The following is a 24475-nucleotide window of genomic DNA, read 5'->3' on the forward strand; positions in this document are numbered from 1 at the left end:
TATAAAAAAAAACCGCCGATTTAAATCAGCGGTTTTTTTATGAAGTTTTTTGAACTAGAAATTACTGTTGTTGCTCTGTTGGCATCACATAAACTTCATTAATATTTGCTCTTCCTGGTTGAGAAAGTGCATAATAAATTGCTTCAGCTATATCTTCAGATTCTAATGGCGTTAACTCATTAAGACTCGAAACAAAGTCTTCTTTAATTTCATCATCGGTAATGGTATCGGTTAACTCAGTATCCACAGCACCTGGTTCGATAGAAGTTGCTTTAATTCCGAAGTTTGGCGCTAATTCCATTCGCAATCCTTCAGTAAACATTTTCACTGCAGCTTTTGTAGCGCAATAAATAGCTCCACCAGGATAAATTTTGTTCCCTGCTGAAGAAGAAATATTTACAATATGTCCAGATTTTTGTTCTTTCATCGTTGGTAGCACTGCTGCCACACCGTTTAATACGCCTTTAATGTTTACATCTACCATAGTATTCCACTCATCAGTATGCAAATTTTTCACGTAAGATAATGGCATTAAGCCAGCATTGTTGATTAATGCATCAATACTTCCAAACTCGGCTTTTGCTTGTTTTGCAACATTTTCGAAATCTTCTTTTTTAGTAACATCTGCAGTTACCACTAAAGCCTTACCACCTTCTTTCTCGATCGCTTCTTTTAAAGACTTAAGACGATCTTCTCTTCTGGCACTAATTACTACGTTAGCACCTTCTTTAGATAGTTTTTTTGCAGTTGCTTCACCAATTCCGCTTGAAGCTCCAGTAATAATGATAGTTTTTCCTTTAATACTCATAACAGTTTTCTATTTTTTTCTGAATATACTATCAAGATTATTCCAGAGCAAAATAGAGACCTCATTTAGCGGATATTTAACGGCTAAAGCGGGATCATGTTAAGGATTTTAAACTTGTTGAAGTGTATAGAAAAAAAAACGTCTCGGGAATTATATATTACTTTTACTTAAAAAAGCTTCAATTTCAGAAACTGTTTTTCTGGCTGATCTGCCAACGCCAATTAGGGTTGCAGATGCAAATCCCGTCCATTGGCCAAAACCTACTAACCATAATCCTGAAATATCTTTTGCTGAAGTGTTATCGGTTTTGATCTTTCCATATTGGTCAGTTTCAACCAAATTTTTTAAATAGTCTGTAGCGTATCCAAACCCGGTGCACCAAATTATGGCGTCAAAATTTTCTTCCTCACCATCCTGCCATTTTACACCATCTTCAGTAATTGTTTCAATATAATTGAAGTTATTATAAACTCCGCGATCCCGAGCTTCTTTAACCTGCGGAACCATCACAATACTACCAATATTGTAGTTTTTCGGTTTATATTCTTTGCCTTGATGTTTAGCTCTATATTTTGCAGAAGCCTGATCGAATAAATCTTTACCATCAATATCATCGGGTAAAAATTCAGGTTTATTCTTTACTGCCCATCTTGTTGTTGTAATTTTTGAAAGTTGTGCTAAGATTTGAGCGCCGCTATTCCCCTCTCCTATTACTAATACAATTTTATTGCTGAAATTTTCGGCTTTATGATATTCTGAAGAATGAACCTGTAATCCTTTAAACTTATTTCTTCCGCTAATAGTTGGAATGATTGGTCTTGATTGTGTTCCTGTGGCTGCGATGATGCATTTTGCGCTGAAACTTCTATTTTTACTTTTCAGAATAAATAAACCGTTCTCTTTTTCTATATTCTGAATCTTAATCCCTCTTTTTATCGGGAAGTCGTAACGCTTTTCATACGCGCATAAATAATCAATCGCTTCTTCTTTGGTAGGATATTCACTTTTAGTCTTGGGCATTAGCCAGCCGGGAAGCGAACTATGTTTAGCAACTGAAAATAGATCTAAATTCTCCCAGTTTTTTGCCCAGGATCCTCCGCATTCTTTATTGCAATCAAGTATAAGGTATTTAAGCGAAGTTCTTCGAAGATAATAAGCACAGGCTAATCCACTTTGCCCTCCGCCAATAATAATAACATCATAAACCATTTAGCAACACTCCTTTCCGCAGATTTCTTGCTGAAAAAATGCACTCAATAAATCACGAATCTCGTTCCATTTTTCTTCATCTATGCAATAACAAACGCGTGTTCCTTCAATATCCCCTTTTATAATTCCGATATTCTTTAATTCTCTAAGATGTTGCGATATTGTTGGTTGCGCAAGACCAATTTCTGAAACTAGATCACCACAAATGCAGCTTTTAGATTTAATAATTTGCTGAAGAATGGCAATTCTTGCAGGATGTCCCAAAACTTTAGCCATATTGGCTATTTGATTTTGACTATCACTAAAAATTTCGGATTTTGTAACGCCCATAACTGAATTTTAATTGCAATATTACGATAAATATAAACTCAAAAAAAGCCACAAAACTAATGTGGCTTTTTTATATAATTTCAATTAAGAATTACTTTTTTGGTGGTTTAGATGGTCGAACTTCGATTTTACTAGGTAAAGTTCTCGGATTCATTTTCATTAAATCTACCACTAATTCACCAATATCTTCTTTCTGTATTTTCCACGCATCTTCGTCGCTTGGCGTATGCCCATTAAAATGAGTAGCAACAGATCCTGGCATTATCGTACTTACTTTCACGCCTTTTTGCCGAAGATCTAGCATTATCGCCTGTGAAAATCCGGTTAGTCCAAATTTACTGGCGTTATAAGCCGCGCCACCCGAAAAATAATTTGTACCTGCAAGACTAGAAATACTAATTACGTAACCTTCAGTTTTTACTAATTCTTCTAAGCTCGATTTTACGCTGTAAAATACACCGGTAAGATTAGTTTCTATGGTTGCATTCCACTCTTCCGGAGTCATATCTTCAATAGAATTGAATTTGCCAACGCCTGCATTAGCCACTAATAAATCTAACTTTCCAAATTTATCTACCGCAGCTTTTACTGCTTTCTGCTGACTTTCGTAACTTCTTACATCTGCTTCCAGACCAATAATTTCTCCTTTACTTTCTAATTCTTTCGCAGCATCCTGTGCAGACTCTAATGTTCTACTGGTTATAGCTACTTTAAAACCCTCATTTAATAAAGCTTCGGCTACTCCGTAACCTATACCTTTACTTCCACCGGTTATAAATGCGACTTTTCCTTTTAAAGCACTCATAGTATATTTTTTTATTTATAAATTCACTTAAAATTAAATCTAATAAAGTAGCTAGGCCTTGTGAAATTATTACTGGTAATTAATTGTTAATTTTAAATCTAAAACCTTTATTAATTTAGGTGTTAAATAGTTTCAGAACTAGCATAAAAAAGTATTTTTGCAAAAACTAGATTTCTTACTACTACAAATAAATACACTTATATTTTGAAACCTTTAGAAAACATAAAAGCTCAAAAGCTGCTGAATAAAATACAGCGTGATTTAATGCGTAACGGTATAATCACTAATACGTTAATTGGAGATTTAAAACAACTTAGGGATTATGTTGTCGAAGAAGGACAGCCACTGTTAGCTAAAGTGATTCGACTTACTACCGAGCATGTAGAAGAATACCAATCTTTTAATATCGCGATTCCTGAAGACGATCCTATCGAAGACGATGAGGAAAACCAAGAAGTACGTGTTGAAGAGGAAATTACAGGACAGGAAAGTCTTGCTTACCTTTTATCACTAATGGAAGATCATACAAACAGGGTTAACGAGATTGAATTACGTGATTACATCCAGGCTTTTACAGAATATGCTGAAGAGCATTAGAATAGTTTCTTGTGTTAATATTCGATAAGCCAGATTAATTTCTAAAAGATTGCTGATGAAGAAAGATGCGAAGTCTAGAAAAAAATCGAGACTGCGCTTAATGCACCAATATTATAAATATACGGGGTTCTATAGTTTTGTTTGGAAAAGTCTAAAAAAAGCTATTTTACCGATTGCTTTATTTATAGGTGCTTTATTTGCTTTAGATTATTTTGTAATTGATATAGAGGATACTTTGGTAATGGTGACAGAAAGCTATTCTCCATTAGTAGTCCTTAGCATCTTTTTTGCCAGCGAATCTATTTTGGGGCTTATCCCTCCTGAATTATTTATTGCATGGGCGGGTAAATCTGCTAGCCCAATTTTATTTCTTTCTTTTTTAGCCGTAGCTTCTTATGGAGGCGGAATTGTTTCCTATTATATAGGGCGCGGTATCACTAAAATTCCAAGCGTCCGTGAAGCGATGGAAGTTAAACTTGCACAACACATTAAAAATACCCGAAAATGGGGTGGTTTTTTAATTATTGTAGGTGCTTTGCTACCTATCCCTTTTGCAATAACAAGTATTGCTGCCGGAATTATTAGATTCCCTTTTGGCAGTTATCTTATGTTTGGTCTTTTACGCTTTGTTCGTTTCTACCTTTACGCACTCGTAATTTTTGAAATGGTTTAACGCTTTATAACATTTTGGCATATAACTAATTAAACTTGTGCTAAATATCTTTATCCCCCATATTTATTGAGGTATTTTTGATTTTACCAACCAAAAACTCAATAAATGGATTCAAAATTAAAGAAAATTGCACGTACTGGATACGTTGCTAAAGGAGCGGTTTATACAATTACCGGAGTACTTACATTATTAGCCGCCCTCGGCGAAGGAGGGCAAAAAGCAGGAAAATTTCAGGCTTTAGATTTCCTTGAAAAACAAGCTTATGGAAATGCTATTTTAATAGTTATGGCTATTGGCCTTCTATGTTATGTTGTTTGGAGAGGGATACAACTTTTTCAAGATCCTGAAAATATTGGAAGTGATAAAAAGGGAAAAATAAAAAGAGTAGCCTTTGGAGTAAGCGCTGTAATTTATTTAGCTCTAGCTGTTTCAGCAGTAATGAAAGTTATAAATGCCGGAGGTAGCTCTGGAGGAAGCGGTAGCAAAAGTCCTGATTTTATGACTGGACAAATTGGGGTGATCATATTCGCAATTATAGGTGTTTGCGTTATCGGTGCCGGGATCAATCAGATTAAAAAAGCATATACAAAAAGTTTCTTACAGAAATTTGATTATAAATCTATTTCAGAAGAAAAAAGAAGAAAAACGATTAAGAATACCGGTTTAATGGGACTTATCGCTAGAGGTGTGATATTCTTTATATTAGGTTATTTCTTTATAAGAGCGGCAATGGAATCTAATACTTCAGACATTAAAAGTACAACCGATGCCTTTTCTTTTATTCAGGAATCTTCTTATGGTCAATATTTATTAGGTGCCGTGGCAGCAGGATTAGTTTGTTATGGTATTTATATGTTCATGATGGCTAAATACAGAAAATTTAAAGCTTAAGTTAAACTAAGTTAATTTAAGGCTAATTGTATCAGCACCTTAAGCAAACTACCATATATTGGCTCTTTATTAAAATAACCAAACCAAAAAAATCAAATTATGTCTATTCTTACAATTATTCTAAACATTTTATTACCACCATTAGCTGTATATATGAAGCACGGTGTGGGTACTACATTATTAATTAGTATTGTACTAACAATAATTGGATGGATCCCAGGAGTTATTCATGCTTTCTTAGTTAATGGAACAAAATAAATAGGAAAGGATTATATAAAAAAGTCCGGTCAGTTTTGACCGGACTTTTTTTATATTCTAATATGACCAAAATCTATTCCTGTTCGCTAACTTTCTTTTCCCATTTCCAAGCGCTAGCTAAAGATGTATCTAAATTAGTATCTGCTTTCCACCCCAATACTTCGTTTGCTTTAGTAGTATCAGCATAAGCAGCAACGACATCTCCTTCTCTACGTTCTGCTATTTTGTAATTTAACTTTTCTCCTGTAGAACGCTCAAACGAGTGAACCACTTCTAAAACAGAGCTTCCTTTGCCGGTTCCTAAATTAAAGACTTCATAATTGGGCGCTTTTTCGTTTTCCAAAAGTCTCGTAAGTGCGCTAACATGAGCTTCAGCTAGATCAACTACGTGAATGTAATCTCTAATGCATGTTCCATCTTCCGTAGGATAATCATCTCCAAAAACAGATAATTGCTCTCTTTTGCCAATAGCAGTTTGGGTGATAAAAGGAACTAAGTTTTGAGGTGTTCCTAATGGTAATTCTCCAATTTCTGCAGTTTTATGAGCACCAATTGGATTGAAATAACGTAAAGAAATTGCTTTGAGGCCTTTAGCAATCTTACAGGTATCAACAATAATTTCTTCTCCTATTTGTTTGGTGTTTCCGTACGGCGATTCGGCCTTTTTAACAGGTGATTCTTCTTTAATAGGCAATTCATCTGCTTGCCCGTAAACCGTGCAAGACGAGCTGAAAATAAAATTAGCTTTATCTTTTTTGCTAAGTTCCTGTAAAATATAAATTAGGGAAGCTAAATTATTCTCATAATATAATAATGGATTTTGTACACTTTCACCAACCGCTTTGGATGCTGCAAAATGGATTACTCCATCAATATCGTTATGTTTTTCGAAAAAATCTTTTACACTCGATTTTTCTCTAAGATCTATTTTTTCGAATTCTGGTGTTTTGCCTGTGATTCTGGTTATTCCCGCCAAAACATCTATAGAAGAATTTGAAAGGTTATCGATTATAACAACATCGTATCCTTTTTCCTGAAGAGCAACTACGGTATGAGAACCAATAAATCCCAAACCGCCTGTTACTAATATTTTTCTACTCATAATTTAGGTTGATTAACCTGCAAAATAAGCAAAATATCAATAATAATAAATTTCAATAACCATCTTAATCATTTCTTTATTTAGGATAATAATCTTCAGGAATTCGCAATCAAAAAACTTATCTTTGCAGCCCTAATAATTTTTATATGGAAAGAACGAAATTCATTAAGATTTTCAAAATAATAAGCACGCTAGAAGCTATTTCGTTTTTGGTTTTGCTATTAATTGCCATGCCTTTAAAATATATTTGGGACATGCCATCTATGGTAAGATTCGTAGGAATGGCACACGGTATTTTATTCGTTTTATATGTTTTAGGAGCTTATTATATGTACGAAAAATTAAACTGGAACATCAAGCAGCTATTGATAGTAATCCTTTGTTCTATTTTACCACTAGGTCCTTTTTACGTTGAAAGAAAATATTTGCCATGATTAAATTAGATGAATTTGTAAAGCATCTTTCCTGCCTGTTAGAGGACTTCTTGCTATCTAACGGAGTGAATTATAAAATTGCTCATTATTCAAATCTATTATTAAATATTTTTGTTCTTCTAGTTGTTGTCTTAGGAGCAAATTATCTTATTAAGCGATTTGTAATAAAAACATTTAAAACGCTTACCGATAAAACAAAAACTACTTTTGATGATTTTTTGATTCAAAGTAGATTTCCAAATTATGTAGGGCAGATTATTCCTTTAATGCTGCTTTATTATCTGGTTCCCATCGTTTTTGTAGATTATCCGGCCATTCTATATTTGTTCGATAAACTGTTTGATCTTTACGTAATTATCTTATGTATCTGGATTTGTAGAAGTTTATTAAGAACTTCCAAAAAATTTTTAAAGACATTACGTCAATTTAATGATAAACCAGTAGATAGCTACATTCAGGTAGTTATGATTATGGTTTGGGTTATAGGGCTAATGTTTATTTTTGCTGAAATCACCGGAGAATCGATCCAACGATTTATAATTTCATTAGGTGCTGCTTCAGCAGTACTTTTATTGGTTTTTAAGGATACTATTTTAGGATTTGTTGCATCTATACAAGTTGCTGTTAACGATATTGTACGTATTGGAGACTGGATTACATTTGAAAAATATGGAGCCGATGGAAATGTAACTGAAATAAGTTTGGCGACGGTAAGAGTTCAAAACTGGGACAATACGTTTACCACAATTCCTACCTATAGTTTAATTTCTGAATCCTTCCAAAATTGGAGAGGAATGCAGGAATCTCCCGGACGGCGAATTAAAAGAGCGGTCTATGTAAAGCAAAACTCAGTAAAATTTATGACTTCTGAGGATTTGCAAGAAATCAGTAAGATTTCATTGATCAAAAAATACGTCAACAATCGCCAGGAAGAAATAGATAAATATAATTCAGAAAATAATATTGATCGTTCGTTGCCTTTAAACGGTAGAAATCAAACTAACTTAGGTATTTTTAGAAAATATATCGATTCTTATCTTAACGACCATTCAGCCATTCATAAAGAATTATATATCATTGTTCGCCATCTTGCTCCTACAGATAAAGGTATCCCTATAGAAATCTTATGTTTTAGTAAAGACAAGCGATGGGAAAATTTTGAATATATAACTGCAGATATTTTTGATCATATTATTGCTGCGATGCCCTATTTTGGGTTACAAATATTCGAATCACCTTCAGGAGATGATATTAAAAGATTCTATGATGTTCAGGAGAAAAATTAACCTAACGTAAACACAGTGCTACAGCAATTTGGTATAAATTGCTTGCTATGAAACTACGTCGCTTCCTCCAAGTATTTGGTATAATAGCCATTGTTCTTACAATTTTTCCTTTTGTCGCCGCAGATTATTGGTGGATTAGAGTATTCGATTTTCCGCATGTACAATTAACTATTCTCACAGGTTTAGCTTTATTGTTATACTTTATAAAATTTAATATTCGATGGACAGAGGACTATGTTTTTGTAGCTTTGCTTATAGCTTGTCTTGTAGTCCAATCAGGTAAAATCTACCCTTATACCGTTTTAGCGGAACCAGAATTAGGAGACAGCAGTATAGATAAGCCTTCAATTAAGCTGCTAACCGCGAACGTTCTTCAAAAAAATAAAGATCACAAAAGTATTTTAGCTGAAGTTGAAAGACTTGATCCAGATTTATTGATTTTGGATGAAACAGATGCTCAATGGATGAAGGATGTATCGCCAGAGTTATCTAAAAAATATCCTTATAAAAAAGAAATTCCGTTAGATAACACCTACGGAATGCTATTCTATTCCAAATTAAAATTAATTGATCCCGAGGTGCATTATATGGTAGAAGACAGTATTCCTTCTATCGATACTAAATTTATTTTCGACGGGGATACTATTCAGTTTTATAGCATCCATCCTACTCCTCCTATGCCGCAACATAATCCTAGCTCTTCTGATAGAGATGCAGAAATGATGCGAATTGCCTTACGAACTCATCATTCTAAATATCCTGTTATTGTTATGGGCGATTTTAATGATGTTGCCTGGTCGCAAACTACCAGATTATTTAGAAAAGTTGGCGGGTTATTAGATTTACGTATTGGTCGTGGTTTTTACAATACGTTCAATGCAAAGAATATTATTATGCGCTGGCCTTTAGATCATGTTTTTACTACAGAAGAATTTAGAGTAAAAAGATTAGAAGTAGGAAAAGATATCAGTTCCGATCACTTTCCGGCTTTTGCTGAAATAACTTTCGAGCCGGAAAGAGCCAATGCGCAAGCTCCTGAGCCGCCTACAGAAGATCAACTTAAAAATGCCCAAAAGCAAATAAAAGAAGAGAAAGAAGAGGACCAAGAAAAAACAAAAAAATGATCATTCAGGAAACAAATCAAATTCACGATTTAACAACTGCTACAACTAATTACTATCAGGATTTTATCGATCAATTACCCGGTATAGGCTTTGGTTTGCTGTTAATCATTTTAGGCGTTTTAATTGGATCCTCAATAGGTAACTTTATTACCCGAAAAATCTCTAGGCGCACTCAAGATCCCTTAATGAGTCGATTTTTAGGGAAAGCTATAAAGTTTGTAATAATAGTAATTGCCATTATCTTAGGGTTAAAAGCAGCCGGGTTGGGCGCCATAGCAACAGGAATTTTTACAGCTGCCGGGGCGAGTGCGTTAATCTTAGGATTTGCTTTTAAAGATATCGGAGAAAATTTTATTTCAGGAGTTATTCTAGCTTTCAACAGACCGTTTGATGTAAACGACACCGTGGAAATTGGAGATAACTTCGGAAAAGTAAAAGCGCTAGAATTTCGATATACAAAATTGAAAACTTTCGATGGTAAAGATGTTTATATCCCAAATAGTGATGTTCTTAGAAAACCAGTTACCAATTATACCGAAGATGGCTTTTTTAGATGGGATTTTATAATTGGCATAGCCTACGAGGATAATATTGATGCCGCTAAGAAAGTTGTTATGGAAACACTTCAGAAAGAACCCACAGTAATTTCAGACGAGTTACATGAAAACTTTGTTATTGAAGATGAATTGGCTACAAGTACAGTTAACTTAAAGGTTTTCTTTTGGGTAGATACTACCGACTTTAGAAAAATGGCGCTTATTACTAAAGGAAATGTAGTAAGAACAATAAAAGAAGCCTTAGAAGATCACGGTTTCTACATGCCGGCAGACATACAGGAAATAAAGCTGTATGGTGGGGAAACAGAATTTCCTGTGCGATTAGCCAAGGATATAAAAAAGGGAGAATAATTATTTATCTCCCAGACGATCTTTTACATATTCTACCTCTGTTTTTCCGTGAGGCTTTGGCTTTCCATTTTCGTCTAGACCAACCATAACAATTTTGTCCACCGTAATAATTGTTTCTCTGGTCATTTTATTCCTAACCTCACATTTTAGAGAAATAGAAGCCGATCCAAATTTCACAACTTCGATACCAATTTCAATAATATCGCCTTCTTTGGCCGAACTTTTAAAATCTATTTCACTCATATATTTGGTTACCGTCTTAGGATTTTCAAGCTGAATAATGCTATATAAAGCACATTCTTCATCAATCCATTCTAACAATCGGCCACCAAAAAGGGTTCTATTTGGGTTTAAATCTTGGGGTTTGATCCACTTTCTTGTATGAAATCTCATTTTTTATTTTCAAAATTACAAAGAATTCATCCAAAAAAATAGCTCAGCAATCTCCTATAATGATATTTAGATAGAGTACGAATATTGATCAAATTTGTTAATTCCAGATTATAAATATTGATAAGCTGTTTTTATGATCTCATCATGATCAAAAGCTAATTTTGGTAAATTATCAATACTAAACCATCTTGCATCTGCCGCATCACTATCTCCTTTTAATATTTCTTCTGAATTTATTAAACTTAAGTATACCACTGAAATCATTCGGCCACGCGGATCCCTATTTGGTTTTCCAAAAGTTCCCACCTGTTCGTTATTCTCTACAATCAAACCGGTTTCTTCTTTAAGCTCTCGTTTTGCAGCATCGGGTAAGTCTTCATTTTCCTCTACAAAACCTCCTGGCAAAGCCCATTCTCCTTTAAATGGATCATTTTTGCGCTTTATTAGCACAATTTTAAATCTATCTTTCGATTTACATAATATTACATTATCTACTGTAACAGCTATTTCTGCACTCATAATTTATTTTTTAGGTGGTAAAGTCTTTGGAATCACAATATCGGTTCCAAACTTTTTATTGAACTTTTCAATAAAATATGCTGAAAGTAACGGAGAGGCTTCTTCAAGATTTTGGTGCACATAGAAATAAAGCTGCTTTAATCCCTGCTCGTACCACTCTCCTATTCTTTCCTGCCAATCATCTAATCTTTCATAATCAGATGGGTGATTAGCTCCGTTATATCGAATAAATGCAGTATCATTTGTTAGTCGCATATGCAACAAATCTCTTCTCCCTGCAGCATCTACAATAATGCTCGAAATATTATACTTAATTAATAACGCATTCAATTGGTCTGCAACTTCGGCATCGTTATGCCAGTCGGTATGGCGTAATTCTACGGCTAATGGAATCTCTTTTGGCCAATGCTTTAAAAAAGGCTCTAATCGCTCTATCCACTTCGGCATAAAATTATCTGGCATTTGCAGGAAACAGCAACCAAGCTTTTCTTTTAAAGGCATCATATTGGTAACAACATCATCTACTAAACGTTCAGTGTCGTTAAGACGTTTTATATGACTAATGATTCTTGGAACTTTAGGCGAAAACTGAAAATCGCCTGCAGCTTTACCATACCAGGTTTCAAACTGTGTATCTGGAAATATTCGGTAAAAAGAAGCATTTAATTCAATGGCATTGAACTGCGTTGCATAAAATGTCAATTCATCTTTTGTGCCGCGAGGATAAAAGTTTTTTAGATCCTGTCGATTCCATTTCGCACAACCAATTCTAACGTTCTCAAATTTCGCAGCCTCTTGCTTATTTAAAATTTCTTTTGTTTGAGGATGATCTTTTGGAAGCGTGAAATCTACGCTTCCCGGATCATCAACTTTTCCAAATTTCATGGATTATTCTTTAAATTAATATTTGTTGAAATACACTGTTTTTCTATTAACGAATTCCTGAATTCCGTGAGAAGAAAGTTCTCTACCGTATCCTGAAATTTTAGTACCTCCAAAAGGCAATCTGGGATCGCTTTTTACAAGCTCATTTACAAAGACTGCTCCGTCTTCAAACTCAGAAATGATTCCTTCAGCAAAATCAAAATCTTCTGTAAAAATGGAAACTCCCAATCCAAAATCTGAATAATTTACGAGATCTATAGCTTCCTGATTTTCTTTAAAAGTCGTAACTGAAATTGCGGGGCCAAAAGTTTCTTCATCAAAAACTCGCATACCTTTTTTTACATTGGTTAAGATAGTAGGCTCAAAATAAGCTTTATCGCGCTTACCACCAAGTACGATTTTGGCTCCTTTTTCTACAGAATCTTTAATTTGGGATTCTAAATCTTCAGCTAAATCTTCACGGGCAAGAGTACCTATGTACGTATCTTCATCCATTGGATCTCCACTTTTTAGCTCTCTAACCTGTTTAACGAACTCTTCCATAAATTCATCTTCGATGCTTTCGTGCAATAGCAAACGTTTACCGGCAATACAACTTTGCCCGGTATTTTGGTATCTTGCTTGCACACAAGTTTCTACGGTTTTTTGAATATTTGCATCCTTAAAAACTACCAGCGCATTACTACCGCCAAGTTCTAAAACCGATTTTTTTATCTCGCTACCAGCTGTAGCGGCTACTGCACTTCCTGCAGGTTTACTTCCCGTAAGCGTCACTGCTTTTACGCGATTATCCTTTAATATCCCTTCTATTTTACTACTTGAAATGACTAAGTTTTGAAAACAGTCTTTTGGAAAGCCGGCTTTTTCAAAAACTTTCTGAATATTATTAGCAGAGCGCATCACATTACTTGCATGCTTTAAAAGCCCAATGTTTCCTGCCATTAAAGCTGGTACCGCAAATCTAAATGCTTGCCAGAATGGGTAATTCCACGGCATAATGGCTAAAACCACACCAATTGGTTCGTAACTAACATAGCTTTTTTGCGCATCTGTTTCAATCGTTTCTTTTGCTAAGTGATTTTTTGCATTTTCAGCATAATATTCGCAAACCCAGGCGCACTTTTCAATTTCTGCCATGGCTTGTGAAATAGGTTTCCCCATTTCTGTAGTAATATCTTCAGCATAAGCTCTTTGATTCTCACGCAGTTCTTTTGCTGCATTCAGCATTAAATCACGTTTTTCCTCATAACTTACCTTACGCCAGGTTTTAAAACGACTATCAGCTCTTTCGATTGCTGCATTTACTTCTTCCTTTGTATATTCTTTAAATTCCTCTACAACTTCTCCTGTATAAGGATTTTTTGAAGTGATCATAAAAACAATTTTTAAATGGTTTTTCTTAAAGGTAACAAGAAGAAAACAGCACAAGCGAACGATTAAGACGATTTTAACTCACTTTGTACCAATGATGAATTTTGATTAGCCAAAATCCAATTACACTTATTATCGCTGGGATAGCGCTGTTTTGTTTATAACCGGTTTACAAGTAAAATTTGTGTATGACTTATGCAGCCTAATAATTAGTATATTAGAGCAAACGCCTTTATTATGAATCCACGTGATTACCAATTAACCCAACTAAGGCCAGAAATTCCTTCAGCTAAAGTTTCGGAAAATATGAGTGCTGAAGAAAAATTTCAAAACGGTACTCTTCGGCCTATTGTAAAACTTCAAAATGATTTACTGGTAGCAGCTTTTAGAAACTACATAACGAAGCATAAAAATGCATTTTATGAGCTGGGCATCGATAAACGTTTGATGTATATAGAAAATGCGATACAGCGGGATATAAAATTTCGTAATAGCCTAAAAGGTATGATAATAGGACAATTCACTATTGAAGAATACCAAAGCTATATCGAAAATTCTTCTGCCTTAAACAAGCGAATGATGAATTTGGTTAGGCAAAGGTTACAGGATAATATTCAGCTTTTAGAACGCGATATGGCGTACTAACAATCCTATTATAATTGTAATCGAAAAACTCATAAGTGTCCCGATAAGCACATACTCTGTTTGTTTACGGGCACTTGCTTCATTTTTATCGGCAAATCTTAAAATAGATTTTGCGGCTATAAGAAAACCAATGGCTGAAAAGTTATCGGTTAAGATTAAAGTTAGCACTAAAATACGTTCAAAAATACCAATATAGCGTCCCGCAGCTTTCAGGCTTAAAGATTCTTTCGTGTTTTTAAGAATCTCATCATGCCATTTTTCTGTCGCCTTACCAATTATAAAACCTACCGGAAAAATAATCAATAGGTAAGCGATTAGTATAGCTAAAAATACATTAGATTCTAACAGTGATATTAAATTTGGCACTACGGTATTAAATCCTGAAATTAAATACAGATATGCGATTGTAATGATTACGATATGGAATAATTGATCGAGTAAAAAATAGGTAAGATTATCCCTTTTTTGATTCAATTTCCATAAGTCTATTAAAAAATGGGTAACGCTTATAAAAACAGGAACAAGAAATTGCTCCCAATCGCGCATAATTAGATAAGACAATAGACCGGCCAAAAATGCATGAACATAGAGAAATACAGATTTAGATTTTTTCTTCTGCTTTTGGTTTACCCATTTTGTAGTTTGAAAAACAAAATCGGTAAGAATATGTGCTAAAAGAAGTTGTAAAAAAATCATTCTTGTTCTTTAAATGTTGCTGAAATTTTCTCTTTGAAACGTGTCAATAAATCTGAAATAGGGTCCCAGCCCGCAGTTTTTTTCCGTTGATTAACCGCACTTTGACTAATGCCAAGAATCTTTGCAATTTCCTTTTCCTTATAATCCTGAAGCAAATAATAAATAACTTCAGCAGACGCGGTACTCCATCGGTCTGCAATAAAATCGAATAAAGCTAGACTAGTATAAAACTCAAGATTCAAATCGATGTTAGGCGTTTTCAACATTAATTTTCGTCCAGTAAATTTCATTTCATCTAAAGTTCTTCCGGAAAGCTGAAAGGCTTTTCCGTTACTTTCAGAAATTTCATCCCGCTTTAAATCAATACTTCCAATACCTATAGCGATTCTTAAATCTGCTTTAATTGCTGAATCCTTTTCATATTCAAGCTTATTTAATGCTGTTTTTAAAAATAGAGAAAATAACAAGGCATTTTCTGGATTGGTTAGCATCCCCTGAACGCTATCTCCCCTGTATATCTTAAAATTACTTTTTTCTTCTGAAAAATATTTGGCGAAAAAATCAAATTCTTTTTGCATAGTTTCTATCACCAAATCCAGAAATTCTGTCGGGTAAGATGAAGAATCTATCAAATCTGCGCTAATTACTGCTACCATATTTCCAAAGATATAAAATATAAGTCAAATAACTGATATTATATAATTATAAGCTATTAGACTTATAAATTTACATTATAAGCTTTATAGCTTATTTAATTAAATTTCCAAATTTAGCAGATACTAAACTTTTATTAATTCTTAGAATAGGCAAAAACAGATAAGTATTTTTAGAAAAATTAAAAAAATTACAATGAAAACTAATAAAAAAGAACTGTATTATAATTGCATTGACATGATTAATGCTAAGATCGAACAACATCAAAATCGCATGGACGAAATTAAACAGTCTATGGAAAATAACGATATAAAAACCGATTATGATGAGGATAACAAAGGGCAAATGCTTGGAGATTTCGAAAAGCATGCAGGTTATCTAAGCGAAGCTCAAGAACAGAAAGAAGAACTAAGCAAAATAGATCCAGAGCATAAAAATAATATCATAGGATTAGGCAGCGTAGTAGAAACAGATAGAAATTATTATTTTATCTCTGTTCCTCTAGGTGAAATAAATATGGAAGATGGAAGCCAGATCTTTGCGATTTCTACGAAAGCTCCTATTTATAAGGAATTAGAGGGCAAACAACCCGGAGACAAATTCACCATTAATGATGAAGAACACGAAATAAAAGGAATTGAGTAATTCCTTATTCGGGATATTCGATACGTAAATGATAGATATTCTTAAGTTTACGCTTAAGAATTTTTTTAATCATTTGAATTTCTTTGAATGTAATATTAGCATTTAAGAATTGTCCATCTTCCATTTGCTTATTGATAATTTTTTCTACAAAACTATCTATAAGTATGGAAGTTGGTTCTTTTAAACTTTTACTGGCTGCCTCAACACTATCACACATCATTAGAATAGCAGTTTCCTTACTAAAAGGAATAGGACCGGGATATCTAAAATCGTTAGCGTCAACTTCATCATCCATCTCTTTAGCCTTCATATAAAAATAATAAACCGTACTCGTACCGTGGTGTGTGCGAATAAAATCGATTACGCGATCTGGTAAATTATTTTTTCTAGCGGTTTCTATTCCCAAAATCACATGATCGATAATAATCTGCGCACTTTCCTGCGGTGCAAGATCGTCGTGAGAATTTACCGAAGAAATCTGATTTTCGGTATAATATGTAGGGTTTTCCATTTTCCCAATATCGTGATACAAAGCTCCTACCCTAACTAGCATGGCGTTTGCGTTAATTTCGTTTGCTGCGGCTTCAGCAAGATTAGCAACATTTAACGAATGGTGAAACGTGCCTGGCGCTTTTTCAGAAAGTTGTTTTAATAATGCACTATTAGTATCAGATAACTCCAACAAAGACATATCTGAAACCATCCCGAAAATCTTCTCATAAATATAGATTAAGGGCTGCACAAATAATGTAGCTAAACCGCCTAATAAGAACGTAAGAAAAACTTCAGCTTTAATATCTTCTATCGTTCCTTCCTGAATAATAGTAAATGCAAAATAAGAAATAATGTAAACCAGTGTAATTTGACCTACAGATATAAAAAGATTTGCTCTTTTATATAATTCTGAAATTGTCAAAATTGTTACTATTCCTGCAATAATCTGCAAGAACATATACTCGTAGCTATTCGGAACGATAAAGCCTAAGAGTAACACTGTAATTACGTGCGTAAACATTCCCAAGCGAGCATCAAAAAATGCTTTTAAACTTAAAGGAAGTATACAAAGCGGAACTACGTATACATAATTCACATCAAAATTTACTACCAGGGTCGTCAACATCACCATAAAAATGATGTTGAAAAAGATGAAAGTAACTTTTACATTATTCTCAAAAATCTCCCTACGATACTTTTGTATAAATAGGAGTAGCATCAATAAAGCCATAGCCACTAGAGCACTATAGCCTACAATTATCCAATTATAATTTGATTTGCTCCAAACCTGTGACTCATATTCAGCTTTTAAGGAACGTAAAATATCATACTTATTACCTTCTACCACTTCGCCTTTGGCAATTACTCTACTACCCTGCTCTATATTTCCACGGGTATAAGAAATGTTATCAAGTTTGCTCTGTAACACACGATCGGTAAATTCATTATCATAGAACATATTTGGACTAATACTATTAAAGAAAACCTCTAATAAATCATTACTAAACCTGTCTAAATTAGCATCATAGATCTTTTGATTGATGTAATCTCTAATTTCTCTTTGCTTGAATACATTTTGATAAGGAATTTCGAAAGCCTCATTACCTTTACGTAAATAGATAAGATCGCCTGGTTCCATACGATCGTTTTCCTGAGCCAGACCATATCTATAAATATCGTCTAACCTAGAAGTTACAAAATTGGTGATTAGGTTTCGATTGTTATCTAGAATACTGTCTCCAAATACCTCGTTAATCTCTTCTAAAGCTTTATTTTTAACCCTATCTGCAATTTGTTGATCGTATTCGTAATAAGGAATATTATTGGCAGAAATAGCTTCTCTTTCTAATTTGAGCTCTTCGTCAGATTTTAGAATTGCAAAATCAAAAGGAGCATAAAGACTCTCATGCTGCCATGGTTTTCCTTTAGGAATTTCATATTTGAATTTTCCTCCCTTGGGCAGCAAATAAACAATTAAAACTGCCGTTAGTATGAATAAGAATACCTTGTAAAAAAGCGCCTGATTTTTGTATAGCTTGTTTACGAAATCCACCATATAAGTCGAAGTATTCGCCAAATGTACTAAAAATTAGTGGTCATTAAGGAGGTCTTGTCAAGTTCCTTATAAAATCACTAAATTCGCAAAATAGGAATAGCTAAATTACAAAATTATGAATAATGAAGTAGTAATTGTAAGTGCTGCTCGAACGCCAATTGGCAGTTTTTTAGGTAGCTTATCGAATATACCAGCCACAAGATTAGGATCCATCGCAATTAAGGGAGCTTTGGATAAAATAAAACTTAAGCCAGAGTTAGTAGAAGAAGTTTTAATGGGTAATGTGGTACAGGCTGGTACGGGCCAAGCTCCAGCTCGCCAAGCGGCTTTGGGAGCGGGCATTCCAAATACTGTTCCTTGCACGACTATCAATAAGGTTTGTGCTAGTGGAATGAAAGCAGTAATGCAGGCAGCTCAGTCTATTATGCTAGGCGATGCCAGTATCATTGTTGCCGGTGGAATGGAAAACATGAGTATGATTCCGCATTATCTTCATTTACGCCAGGGTAAAAAATTTGGTGCTGCAGAAATGGAAGATGGTATGCAAAAAGATGGATTAGTAGATGCTTATGATAAAAACGCCATGGGCGTTTGTGCAGATTTATGTGCTCAAGAATATAATTTTAGTAGAGAAGATCAAGATGCGTATGCGGTAAAATCTTACGAACGTTCTGCTGCTGCCTGGAAAGCAGGGAAATTTGATGAAGAGATTGTTCCGGTTGAAATTCCACAGCGGAAAGGTGACCCTATCATTTTTAAAGAAGATGAAGAATATAAAAATGTTAGAATGGACAAAATTTCTTCTTTACGTCCTGCTTTTAGCAAAGATGGTACTGTAACAGCAGCTAATGCTTCTACAATAAACGATGGTGCGGGCGCAGTTATTCTTATGAGTAAAGCCAAAGCCGAAGAATTACATCTTGAAATTTTATGTACAATTAAAAGTTTTGCTGATGCCGCTCAAGAACCGAAGTGGTTTACTACAGCACCTGCAAAAGCATTACCAAAAGCTTTAGCAAAAGCAGGAGTTTCGCAAGATCAAATCGATTTTTTCGAATTTAACGAAGCTTTTTCGGTGGTTGGATTGGCGAACATGAAAATCTTGGGCTTATCTGATGAAAATACAAACGTAAATGGTGGCGCTGTTTCTTTGGGACATCCATTAGGTTGTAGTGGTGTGCGAATTTTAATTACATTAATTAATGTTCTTAAACAGAACAATGCTAAATTTGGCGCTGCTGCCATTTGTAATGGCGGAGGCGGCGCGTCTGCTATAATTATTGAAAGAAATTAGTCCTAAAAATTGAAATTTACCTTTTAAATGCAATATGGTATTTGCCCTCTAAGCATTGTGCCACTTCGTTTAGCTCCCTCAGATGAAAGCGAAATGGTTTCACAGCTTCTTTACGGAGAACATTTTAAAATACTAGAAGAACGTGCAAAATGGAGCCGAATTCGTGTTGCTTTCGATGCTTGCGAAGCATGGGTGCGTAATAAACAAATTCATAGAATAGAAGAGCAATCTTATATCAAAATAAATTCTGAAGCTCCATTGCTTACTGCCGATTTGATTGAGTTCGTAGTAAACGAAAATCAGCAATTAACTCCGGTTCCTATGGGGTCACAGCTTAATGCCAATTTCTGTCTTCGTAATACATTTGATGGACATACAGTTTCTGGTATTTCAGCAAAAGAAAATATTGTAAAAACGGCTCTATTTTATCAAAATAGTCCGCATTTGTGGGGAGGAAAATCTCCTTTGGGAATAGATTGTAGTGGGTTTACTCAAATGGTTTATAAGCTGAATGGTTATAAACTTCAGCGAAATGCCTGCGATCAGGCAAAACAGGGCGAAGCTTTAAGTTTTATTGAAGAAAGCGAGGCTGGTGATTTAGTGTTTTTTGATGATAATGAAGGTATTATAACTCACGTAGGCATTATGATGCAGGATAATTATATTATTCATGTAGATGAAAAAGTAAGAATAGATCGAATTGATCATTCCGGTATCTTCAATACCGAATTACGCCGGCATACCCATAAATTAAGAGTGATCAAAAAGGTGATTTAAAATCCTTATTATAAAAAAATAACGCATAAAAAAAGCCGCTTTAATAGCGGCTTTTTTTATGTATTTCAATATATAATTATTGCTCTAGCATAGCTTTCATTTCAGCAGCTTTTTCTTTATTTCCAACTTGTGTGTAAATATTCATTGCTGTTCTGATCGCATCTGTATTATCAGGATTTTTCTTTACAGCAGCTTCTAGGTACGGAAGCGCTTCCTGATAAATTTCTTTACGCTGTTCAGATAATTCTTCATAACGCTTATTATCTTCTTTGCTCATTCCAAGACCATTCATCTCTTCAATGATTTCGCGCTCTTTGCTTAAGATAACAGCTGCGATATTCATTCTGGCATTATTCATATCAGGATCAATTTCCAATGCCTTTTTGTAATATTCAACCGCTTGTTCTTGATCACCTAATTCTGCAGTACTAACACCTAAATTGTAATATAGATTGGCATCATTAGGATTTTTCTTTACTAGCTCGTTCATCAATTTATTATACTGCTCCTTATCACCCATTTGGTAATACATATTGGCCTCTGCCTGCAATAATCCTAAATCGTCAGGATTATTTGCCTTGGCATCGTCCATAGCAGCAATTGCTTTATCATTATTTCCTTCTTGAATATAAATTAAAGCAATATTTTTAGCAATTTCACCTCTTTTAGAGGGTTGCTTTTCGTCTTTAGGATCTGTGTAATTGTCTGTTTTGGCCATTAAATCTCTTTGTTCCTTAGAACCAAAAGATTCAGTTTCGCCACTCTCCTTATTTACGGCAGTATAGGATACGGTTGCACCATCAAAATTTAGATCTTTTAATTGCTCGTAATATTTAAGAGCATCATCATAATTTTGACCATTAAGAGAATTTGCTGCAGCATAATATAGATAAATAGTATCTTGCTTGTTCAATTCGTAACTCGCTACTAATTTATCTGCGGCACTTTTATATTCCTCAGCATTTTGGTCATCAATAGCACTTTGTACTAATTGATTTCTAAGTTTAGACATTCCTTCCTGAGCTTCGTCGCTACCCATTTCGATAGCTTTTTTGTAAGCATCGCCAGCAGTTTTGTAGTCATCTACTGAAACTCCTTCTCCATCAGCTAAGTAAGCTTGAGCTTTATACAAATAAAATCGCTCTGTCCACTTGCTGTTAGCTTCAGAAAGTTTTTGCTCTGCAGTTGCTAATTCGGTTTTAGCTTTGTCGAAATTACCATCTTCGATAAAATCTTCAGCATTTTTAATTTCATCTTTTTGAGCTATTGCTGAAAGACTAATGAATGACAATAGCGACAATGTCAAAATATTCCTTTTCATTGTATTGGTTTATTTATTTAGTTTATTCTTCTGAATCATCTTGAGCAATATCTGTGCCATCCGTAGGTTCCGTTGGATTTTCTAGTTCTTCAGCATCTTCAGCTAAATCTAATTCTTCATCTTCATGCATCACTTTCGCAACAGCGGCTATAGAATCTTTTCCTTTAAGATTTATTAATCGAACTCCTTGTGTAGCTCTACCCATTACACGAAGATTACTAACCTCCATTCTAATAGCGATACCAGATTTGTTGATAATCATAAGATCATCTTCATCAGTTACATTTTTAATAGCAACAAGACCTCCGGTTTTTTCAGTAACAGAAATTGTCTTAACTCCTTTACCGCCACGATTGGTTATTCTATAATCCTCTAGGCTAGAACGCTTTCCGTACCCTTTTTCTGATACTACAAGAATATTTGAATCCATATCGTCTACAGATACCATGCCCACAACTTCATCATTATCGTCGGCTAAAGTAATTCCTCGAACCCCAGAAGCATTTCTTCCCATTGGTCTGGTTTTACCTTCTTCAAACCTAATTGCTTTTCCACTTTTTACAGCAAGCATAACCTGGCTATCCCCTGTAGTTAATTTAGCTTCTAATAGTTCGTCGCCATCTTTAATAGTAATAGCGTTAATACCGTTAGTTCTAGGACGAGAATATTGTTCTAAAGAAGTTTTTTTAACCTGGCCTTTCTTAGTGGCCATAATCACAAAATGATTGTTGACATATTCCTCATTTTTGAGGTCTTCTGTACAGATAAAAGCTTTTACGCGATCATCTGGCTCGATATTAATAAGGTTTTGGATTGCTCTACCTTTGGAAGCTTTACTACCTTCTGGAATTTCGTAAACACGCATCCAGAAACATTTACCTTTTTGAGTGAAGAAGAGCATGTACTGGTGATTGGTTCCAGAAAATAAGTATTCTAGAAAATCTTCATTTCTTGTGGTGGAACCTTTCTGACCAACTCCTCCTCTATTTTGTCGTTTGTATTCGTTAAGAGATGTCCTTTTTATATAACCCGCATGCGAAATGGTAATAATTACGCTTTCATCTGGGATCATATCTTCTATACTAAGATCGCCTCCAGCGTATTCTATTGTAGATCTTCTGCTGTCGCCATATTTCTCTTTAACTTCAACAAGTTCGTCTTTAATCACCTGCATTCTGCGCTCTTTACGTGCCAAAATGTCTTTCAGGTCTTTTATGGTTTCTACAATCTCATCATATTCTGCTCTTAATTTATCCTGTTCTAGTCCTGTAAGCTGTCTCAATCGCATATCCACGATAGCCCTGGCCTGAACTTCTGATAATTCAAAACGTTCTATTAATTTATTACGAGCTTCTTCCGCATTACTAGAACCACGGATAATGGCAATCACTTCATCAATATTATCTGATGCAATGATTAATCCTTCTAATATGTGAGCACGATCTTCAGCTTTTTTAAGTTCGTATTCGGTTCTACGAACAACAACCTCATGCCTATGCTCTATAAAATGAGCAATTATGTCTTTGAGATTTAACATTTCTGGTCTTCCATTAACCAGTGCAATATTGTTTACACTAAAGGAAGATTGTAGTGCTGTATGCTTAAATAGTGTATTTAAAACAATGTTAGGAATTGCATCACGCTTTAATTGATATACGATTCGCATACCATGGCGGTCAGATTCATCTCTAATAAGACTAATTCCTTCAATCTTTTTCTCATTAACCAGATCGGCAGTTTTCTTAATCATGTCTGCCTTGTTCACTTGGTAAGGGATCTCTGTCACTACAATACACTCACGACCTCTAACCTCTTCCAAGCTACTTTTAGCGCGCATAACTATACGTCCACGCCCTGTTTTGAAGGCTTCACGAACTCCATCGTAACCATAAATAATTCCTCCCGTAGGGAAATCTGGCGCTTTAATATGTTGCATTAAAGCATCAATCTCGATATCGTGATCTTCTATATAAGCAATTGTTCCGTCAATAACCTCAGATATATTATGCGGCGCCATATTTGTGGCCATACCTACAGCAATACCACTAGCTCCATTAACCAGCAAATTCGGAATTCTGGTAGGAAGAACTATTGGTTCATTTAAGGAATCATCAAAATTTAATTGGGTATCAACGGTTTCTTTGTCAATATCAGCAAGCATATCCTCACTGATTTTTCTCATTCTAGCCTCGGTATAACGCATTGCAGCTGGACTATCCCCATCGACAGATCCAAAGTTACCCTGGCCGTCAACAAGCATGTATCTCATACTCCATTCCTGCGCCATTCTAACCATAGTGTCGTAAACCGAAGAATCGCCATGTGGGTGATACTTACCTAGAACCTCACCTACAATTCTCGCTGATTTTTTATATGCTCTATTTGATAGTACGCCTAATTCGTACATTCCAAAAAGTACTCTACGATGTACCGGCTTAAGACCATCACGAACATCCGGCAACGCACGTGACACAATGACCGACATTGAATAATCAATGTAAGCCGACTTCATCTCTTCTTCAATGTTGATAGGAATAAGCTTTTCTCCTTCAGCCATATTTCAAATTGTTTAGTTCACAAATCTAACGTGGCAATTTACATATTTTCTATATGTTTCATGGTAGATTACCCTATGTTTTCGTATTTTTTATTAACAAAATTTTATTGGGTAAAAGTTGATAAGTTAACACCGTTACATTTTGATTTTTGAAAGTTATTTTGTCAATTAGCTATAGATTCAGCATTAGGTACAGTTTTTGGTCTATTCTGGATAAAAATAATAAAGAGAGAAAGGAAAAAA

26 protein-coding genes are annotated in these 24475 nt (G+C 34.7%); 12 read left to right on the forward strand and 14 right to left on the reverse strand.

From position 1 onward, the window contains the following. Positions 1-61: 61 nt before the first annotated feature. From PBT91_RS08900 to PBT91_RS08915, 4 genes are all read right to left on the reverse strand, one after another. Positions 62-808 carry an SDR family oxidoreductase gene (locus tag PBT91_RS08900; RefSeq protein ID WP_270058133.1) on the reverse strand — a complete coding sequence of 249 codons (747 nt, stop codon included), beginning with the start codon at positions 806-808 and terminating at the stop codon, positions 62-64. Positions 809-958: 150 nt separating this feature from the next. Continuing rightward, the gene (locus tag PBT91_RS08905) at positions 959-2017 is read right to left on the reverse strand and encodes an ArsO family NAD(P)H-dependent flavin-containing monooxygenase (protein WP_270058134.1); all 1059 of its coding nucleotides are present in this window, start codon (positions 2015-2017) and stop codon (positions 959-961) included. Further along, positions 2018-2347 (reverse strand): ArsR/SmtB family transcription factor, encoded by a 330-nt coding sequence (locus PBT91_RS08910; protein WP_270058135.1) that lies wholly within the window; start codon positions 2345-2347, stop codon positions 2018-2020. Between the two features lie 91 nt (positions 2348-2438). Then, positions 2439-3152: an SDR family oxidoreductase gene (locus PBT91_RS08915; protein WP_270058136.1), complete on the reverse strand. Its 714-nt coding sequence runs from the start codon at positions 3150-3152 to the stop codon at positions 2439-2441. 204 nt (positions 3153-3356) lie between these two features. On the opposite strand from PBT91_RS08915, the gene PBT91_RS08920 reads away from it, so the two are divergent. From PBT91_RS08920 to PBT91_RS08935, 4 genes are all read left to right on the forward strand, one after another. Continuing rightward, positions 3357-3749, forward strand: a complete 393-nt coding sequence (locus tag PBT91_RS08920; protein ID WP_270058137.1) for a hypothetical protein — start codon at positions 3357-3359, stop codon at positions 3747-3749. A 55-nt stretch (positions 3750-3804) separates the two neighbouring features. Continuing rightward, the gene (locus PBT91_RS08925) at positions 3805-4422 is read left to right on the forward strand and encodes a YqaA family protein (protein WP_270058138.1); all 618 of its coding nucleotides are present in this window, start codon (positions 3805-3807) and stop codon (positions 4420-4422) included. 105 nt (positions 4423-4527) lie between these two features. Next, positions 4528-5313 carry a DUF1206 domain-containing protein gene (locus tag PBT91_RS08930; protein ID WP_270058139.1) on the forward strand — a complete coding sequence of 262 codons (786 nt, stop codon included), beginning with the start codon at positions 4528-4530 and terminating at the stop codon, positions 5311-5313. Between the two features lie 99 nt (positions 5314-5412). Next, positions 5413-5571 carry a YqaE/Pmp3 family membrane protein gene (locus tag PBT91_RS08935; protein WP_270058140.1) on the forward strand — a complete coding sequence of 53 codons (159 nt, stop codon included), beginning with the start codon at positions 5413-5415 and terminating at the stop codon, positions 5569-5571. A 73-nt stretch (positions 5572-5644) separates the two neighbouring features. Here the strand turns inward: PBT91_RS08935 and galE are convergent, their stop codons facing one another. Beyond that, positions 5645-6673, reverse strand: a complete 1029-nt coding sequence (gene galE / locus PBT91_RS08940; RefSeq protein WP_270058141.1) for a UDP-glucose 4-epimerase GalE — start codon at positions 6671-6673, stop codon at positions 5645-5647. A 146-nt stretch (positions 6674-6819) separates the two neighbouring features. On the opposite strand from galE, the gene PBT91_RS08945 reads away from it, so the two are divergent. Genes PBT91_RS08945 through PBT91_RS08960 form a run of 4 tightly spaced genes read left to right on the forward strand, consistent with a single transcriptional unit; the run spans position 6820 to position 10425 of the window. Beyond that, entirely contained in the window at positions 6820-7107 is a 288-nt protein-coding gene (locus PBT91_RS08945) for a DUF3817 domain-containing protein (RefSeq protein ID WP_270058142.1), read from the forward strand. After that, positions 7104-8393, forward strand: coding sequence for a mechanosensitive ion channel family protein (locus tag PBT91_RS08950; protein WP_270058143.1), 1290 nt, complete (start codon positions 7104-7106; stop codon positions 8391-8393). Before PBT91_RS08945 ends, PBT91_RS08950 begins: the two co-directional genes overlap by 4 nt. Before the next feature lie 47 nt (positions 8394-8440). After that, positions 8441-9517 (forward strand): endonuclease/exonuclease/phosphatase family protein, encoded by a 1077-nt coding sequence (locus PBT91_RS08955; protein WP_270058144.1) that lies wholly within the window; start codon positions 8441-8443, stop codon positions 9515-9517. Further along, on the forward strand, positions 9514-10425 hold the full coding sequence (locus PBT91_RS08960; RefSeq protein WP_270058145.1) for a mechanosensitive ion channel family protein: 912 nt from the start codon (positions 9514-9516) through the stop codon (positions 10423-10425). Before PBT91_RS08955 ends, PBT91_RS08960 begins: the two co-directional genes overlap by 4 nt. Here the strand turns inward: PBT91_RS08960 and PBT91_RS08965 are convergent, their stop codons facing one another. The 4 genes from PBT91_RS08965 to PBT91_RS08980 form a co-directional block, all read right to left on the reverse strand. After that, positions 10426-10818: an acyl-CoA thioesterase gene (locus PBT91_RS08965; RefSeq protein WP_270058146.1), complete on the reverse strand. Its 393-nt coding sequence runs from the start codon at positions 10816-10818 to the stop codon at positions 10426-10428. Positions 10819-10926: 108 nt separating this feature from the next. Beyond that, positions 10927-11337 (reverse strand): NUDIX hydrolase, encoded by a 411-nt coding sequence (locus PBT91_RS08970; protein WP_270058147.1) that lies wholly within the window; start codon positions 11335-11337, stop codon positions 10927-10929. A gap of 3 nt (positions 11338-11340) precedes the next feature. Then, a complete protein-coding gene (locus tag PBT91_RS08975) occupies positions 11341-12222 on the reverse strand; it encodes a DUF72 domain-containing protein (RefSeq protein WP_270058148.1) in 882 nt (293 codons plus the stop codon). A 15-nt stretch (positions 12223-12237) separates the two neighbouring features. Continuing rightward, complete coding sequence (locus tag PBT91_RS08980; protein ID WP_270058149.1) at positions 12238-13596, reverse strand: NAD-dependent succinate-semialdehyde dehydrogenase; 1359 nt, start codon at positions 13594-13596, stop codon at positions 12238-12240. Positions 13597-13830: 234 nt separating this feature from the next. Between PBT91_RS08980 and PBT91_RS08985 the strand changes: the two genes are divergently transcribed. Then, the gene (locus tag PBT91_RS08985; RefSeq protein ID WP_270058150.1) at positions 13831-14238 is read left to right on the forward strand and encodes a glyoxalase; all 408 of its coding nucleotides are present in this window, start codon (positions 13831-13833) and stop codon (positions 14236-14238) included. On the opposite strand, the gene PBT91_RS08990 is transcribed toward PBT91_RS08985, so the two are convergent. Both PBT91_RS08990 and PBT91_RS08995 read right to left on the reverse strand, forming a co-directional pair. After that, complete coding sequence (locus PBT91_RS08990; protein WP_270058151.1) at positions 14215-14934, reverse strand: DUF3307 domain-containing protein; 720 nt, start codon at positions 14932-14934, stop codon at positions 14215-14217. The two genes, PBT91_RS08985 and PBT91_RS08990, sit on opposite strands and share 24 nt — an antisense overlap. Further along, a complete protein-coding gene (locus PBT91_RS08995; protein ID WP_270058152.1) occupies positions 14931-15590 on the reverse strand; it encodes a SatD family protein in 660 nt (219 codons plus the stop codon). Before PBT91_RS08995 ends, PBT91_RS08990 begins: the two co-directional genes overlap by 4 nt. A gap of 193 nt (positions 15591-15783) precedes the next feature. Here PBT91_RS08995 and PBT91_RS09000 point away from each other — a divergent pair, with 193 nt between their 5' ends. Continuing rightward, on the forward strand, positions 15784-16233 hold the full coding sequence (locus PBT91_RS09000) for a transcription elongation factor (RefSeq protein WP_270058153.1): 450 nt from the start codon (positions 15784-15786) through the stop codon (positions 16231-16233). A 4-nt stretch (positions 16234-16237) separates the two neighbouring features. On the opposite strand, the gene PBT91_RS09005 is transcribed toward PBT91_RS09000, so the two are convergent. Continuing rightward, positions 16238-18283 (reverse strand): HD family phosphohydrolase, encoded by a 2046-nt coding sequence (locus PBT91_RS09005; protein WP_270061445.1) that lies wholly within the window; start codon positions 18281-18283, stop codon positions 16238-16240. Between the two features lie 115 nt (positions 18284-18398). Between PBT91_RS09005 and PBT91_RS09010 the strand changes: the two genes are divergently transcribed. Further along, positions 18399-19577 carry an acetyl-CoA C-acyltransferase gene (locus PBT91_RS09010; RefSeq protein WP_270058154.1) on the forward strand — a complete coding sequence of 393 codons (1179 nt, stop codon included), beginning with the start codon at positions 18399-18401 and terminating at the stop codon, positions 19575-19577. 27 nt (positions 19578-19604) lie between these two features. Then, positions 19605-20354, forward strand: coding sequence for a C40 family peptidase (locus tag PBT91_RS09015; protein WP_270058155.1), 750 nt, complete (start codon positions 19605-19607; stop codon positions 20352-20354). A gap of 76 nt (positions 20355-20430) precedes the next feature. Here PBT91_RS09015 and PBT91_RS09020 read toward each other — a convergent pair whose 3' ends face one another. Both PBT91_RS09020 and gyrA read right to left on the reverse strand, forming a co-directional pair. Beyond that, positions 20431-21675, reverse strand: coding sequence for a tetratricopeptide repeat protein (locus tag PBT91_RS09020; RefSeq protein ID WP_270058156.1), 1245 nt, complete (start codon positions 21673-21675; stop codon positions 20431-20433). Positions 21676-21697: 22 nt separating this feature from the next. Beyond that, the gene (gene gyrA, locus PBT91_RS09025; protein WP_270058157.1) at positions 21698-24232 is read right to left on the reverse strand and encodes a DNA gyrase subunit A; all 2535 of its coding nucleotides are present in this window, start codon (positions 24230-24232) and stop codon (positions 21698-21700) included. Positions 24233-24475: the final 243 nt, after the last annotated feature.

This window comes from Zunongwangia sp. HGR-M22 (genome assembly GCF_027594425.1).
Taxonomy (GTDB): Bacteria; Bacteroidota; Bacteroidia; order Flavobacteriales; family Flavobacteriaceae; genus Zunongwangia.

What these genes read in the sequence shown, in the direction of transcription:
- PBT91_RS08905 (WP_270058134.1), bottom strand. Translation starts at nt 2,017, where the DNA reads ATGGTTTATGATGTTATTATTATTGGCGGAGGGCAAAGTGGATTAGCC.
- PBT91_RS09000 (WP_270058153.1), top strand. Translation starts at nt 15,784, where the DNA reads ATGAAAACTAATAAAAAAGAACTGTATTATAATTGCATTGACATGATT.
- galE (WP_270058141.1), bottom strand. Translation starts at nt 6,673, where the DNA reads ATGAGTAGAAAAATATTAGTAACAGGCGGTTTGGGATTTATTGGTTCT.
- PBT91_RS08985 (WP_270058150.1), top strand. Translation starts at nt 13,831, where the DNA reads ATGAATCCACGTGATTACCAATTAACCCAACTAAGGCCAGAAATTCCT.
- PBT91_RS08935 (WP_270058140.1), top strand. Translation starts at nt 5,413, where the DNA reads ATGTCTATTCTTACAATTATTCTAAACATTTTATTACCACCATTAGCT.
- PBT91_RS08910 (WP_270058135.1), bottom strand. Translation starts at nt 2,347, where the DNA reads ATGGGCGTTACAAAATCCGAAATTTTTAGTGATAGTCAAAATCAAATA.
- PBT91_RS09005 (WP_270061445.1), bottom strand. Translation starts at nt 18,283, where the DNA reads ATGGTGGATTTCGTAAACAAGCTATACAAAAATCAGGCGCTTTTTTAC.
- PBT91_RS08945 (WP_270058142.1), top strand. Translation starts at nt 6,820, where the DNA reads ATGGAAAGAACGAAATTCATTAAGATTTTCAAAATAATAAGCACGCTA.
- PBT91_RS08950 (WP_270058143.1), top strand. Translation starts at nt 7,104, where the DNA reads ATGATTAAATTAGATGAATTTGTAAAGCATCTTTCCTGCCTGTTAGAG.
- PBT91_RS08900 (WP_270058133.1), bottom strand. Translation starts at nt 808, where the DNA reads ATGAGTATTAAAGGAAAAACTATCATTATTACTGGAGCTTCAAGCGGA.
- PBT91_RS08970 (WP_270058147.1), bottom strand. Translation starts at nt 11,337, where the DNA reads ATGAGTGCAGAAATAGCTGTTACAGTAGATAATGTAATATTATGTAAA.
- PBT91_RS08990 (WP_270058151.1), bottom strand. Translation starts at nt 14,934, where the DNA reads ATGATTTTTTTACAACTTCTTTTAGCACATATTCTTACCGATTTTGTT.
- PBT91_RS08960 (WP_270058145.1), top strand. Translation starts at nt 9,514, where the DNA reads ATGATCATTCAGGAAACAAATCAAATTCACGATTTAACAACTGCTACA.
- PBT91_RS09010 (WP_270058154.1), top strand. Translation starts at nt 18,399, where the DNA reads ATGAATAATGAAGTAGTAATTGTAAGTGCTGCTCGAACGCCAATTGGC.
- PBT91_RS09020 (WP_270058156.1), bottom strand. Translation starts at nt 21,675, where the DNA reads ATGAAAAGGAATATTTTGACATTGTCGCTATTGTCATTCATTAGTCTT.
- PBT91_RS08915 (WP_270058136.1), bottom strand. Translation starts at nt 3,152, where the DNA reads ATGAGTGCTTTAAAAGGAAAAGTCGCATTTATAACCGGTGGAAGTAAA.
- PBT91_RS08980 (WP_270058149.1), bottom strand. Translation starts at nt 13,596, where the DNA reads ATGATCACTTCAAAAAATCCTTATACAGGAGAAGTTGTAGAGGAATTT.
- gyrA (WP_270058157.1), bottom strand. Translation starts at nt 24,232, where the DNA reads ATGGCTGAAGGAGAAAAGCTTATTCCTATCAACATTGAAGAAGAGATG.
- PBT91_RS09015 (WP_270058155.1), top strand. Translation starts at nt 19,605, where the DNA reads ATGCAATATGGTATTTGCCCTCTAAGCATTGTGCCACTTCGTTTAGCT.
- PBT91_RS08965 (WP_270058146.1), bottom strand. Translation starts at nt 10,818, where the DNA reads ATGAGATTTCATACAAGAAAGTGGATCAAACCCCAAGATTTAAACCCA.
- PBT91_RS08955 (WP_270058144.1), top strand. Translation starts at nt 8,441, where the DNA reads ATGAAACTACGTCGCTTCCTCCAAGTATTTGGTATAATAGCCATTGTT.
- PBT91_RS08925 (WP_270058138.1), top strand. Translation starts at nt 3,805, where the DNA reads ATGAAGAAAGATGCGAAGTCTAGAAAAAAATCGAGACTGCGCTTAATG.
- PBT91_RS08995 (WP_270058152.1), bottom strand. Translation starts at nt 15,590, where the DNA reads ATGGTAGCAGTAATTAGCGCAGATTTGATAGATTCTTCATCTTACCCG.
- PBT91_RS08975 (WP_270058148.1), bottom strand. Translation starts at nt 12,222, where the DNA reads ATGAAATTTGGAAAAGTTGATGATCCGGGAAGCGTAGATTTCACGCTT.
- PBT91_RS08930 (WP_270058139.1), top strand. Translation starts at nt 4,528, where the DNA reads ATGGATTCAAAATTAAAGAAAATTGCACGTACTGGATACGTTGCTAAA.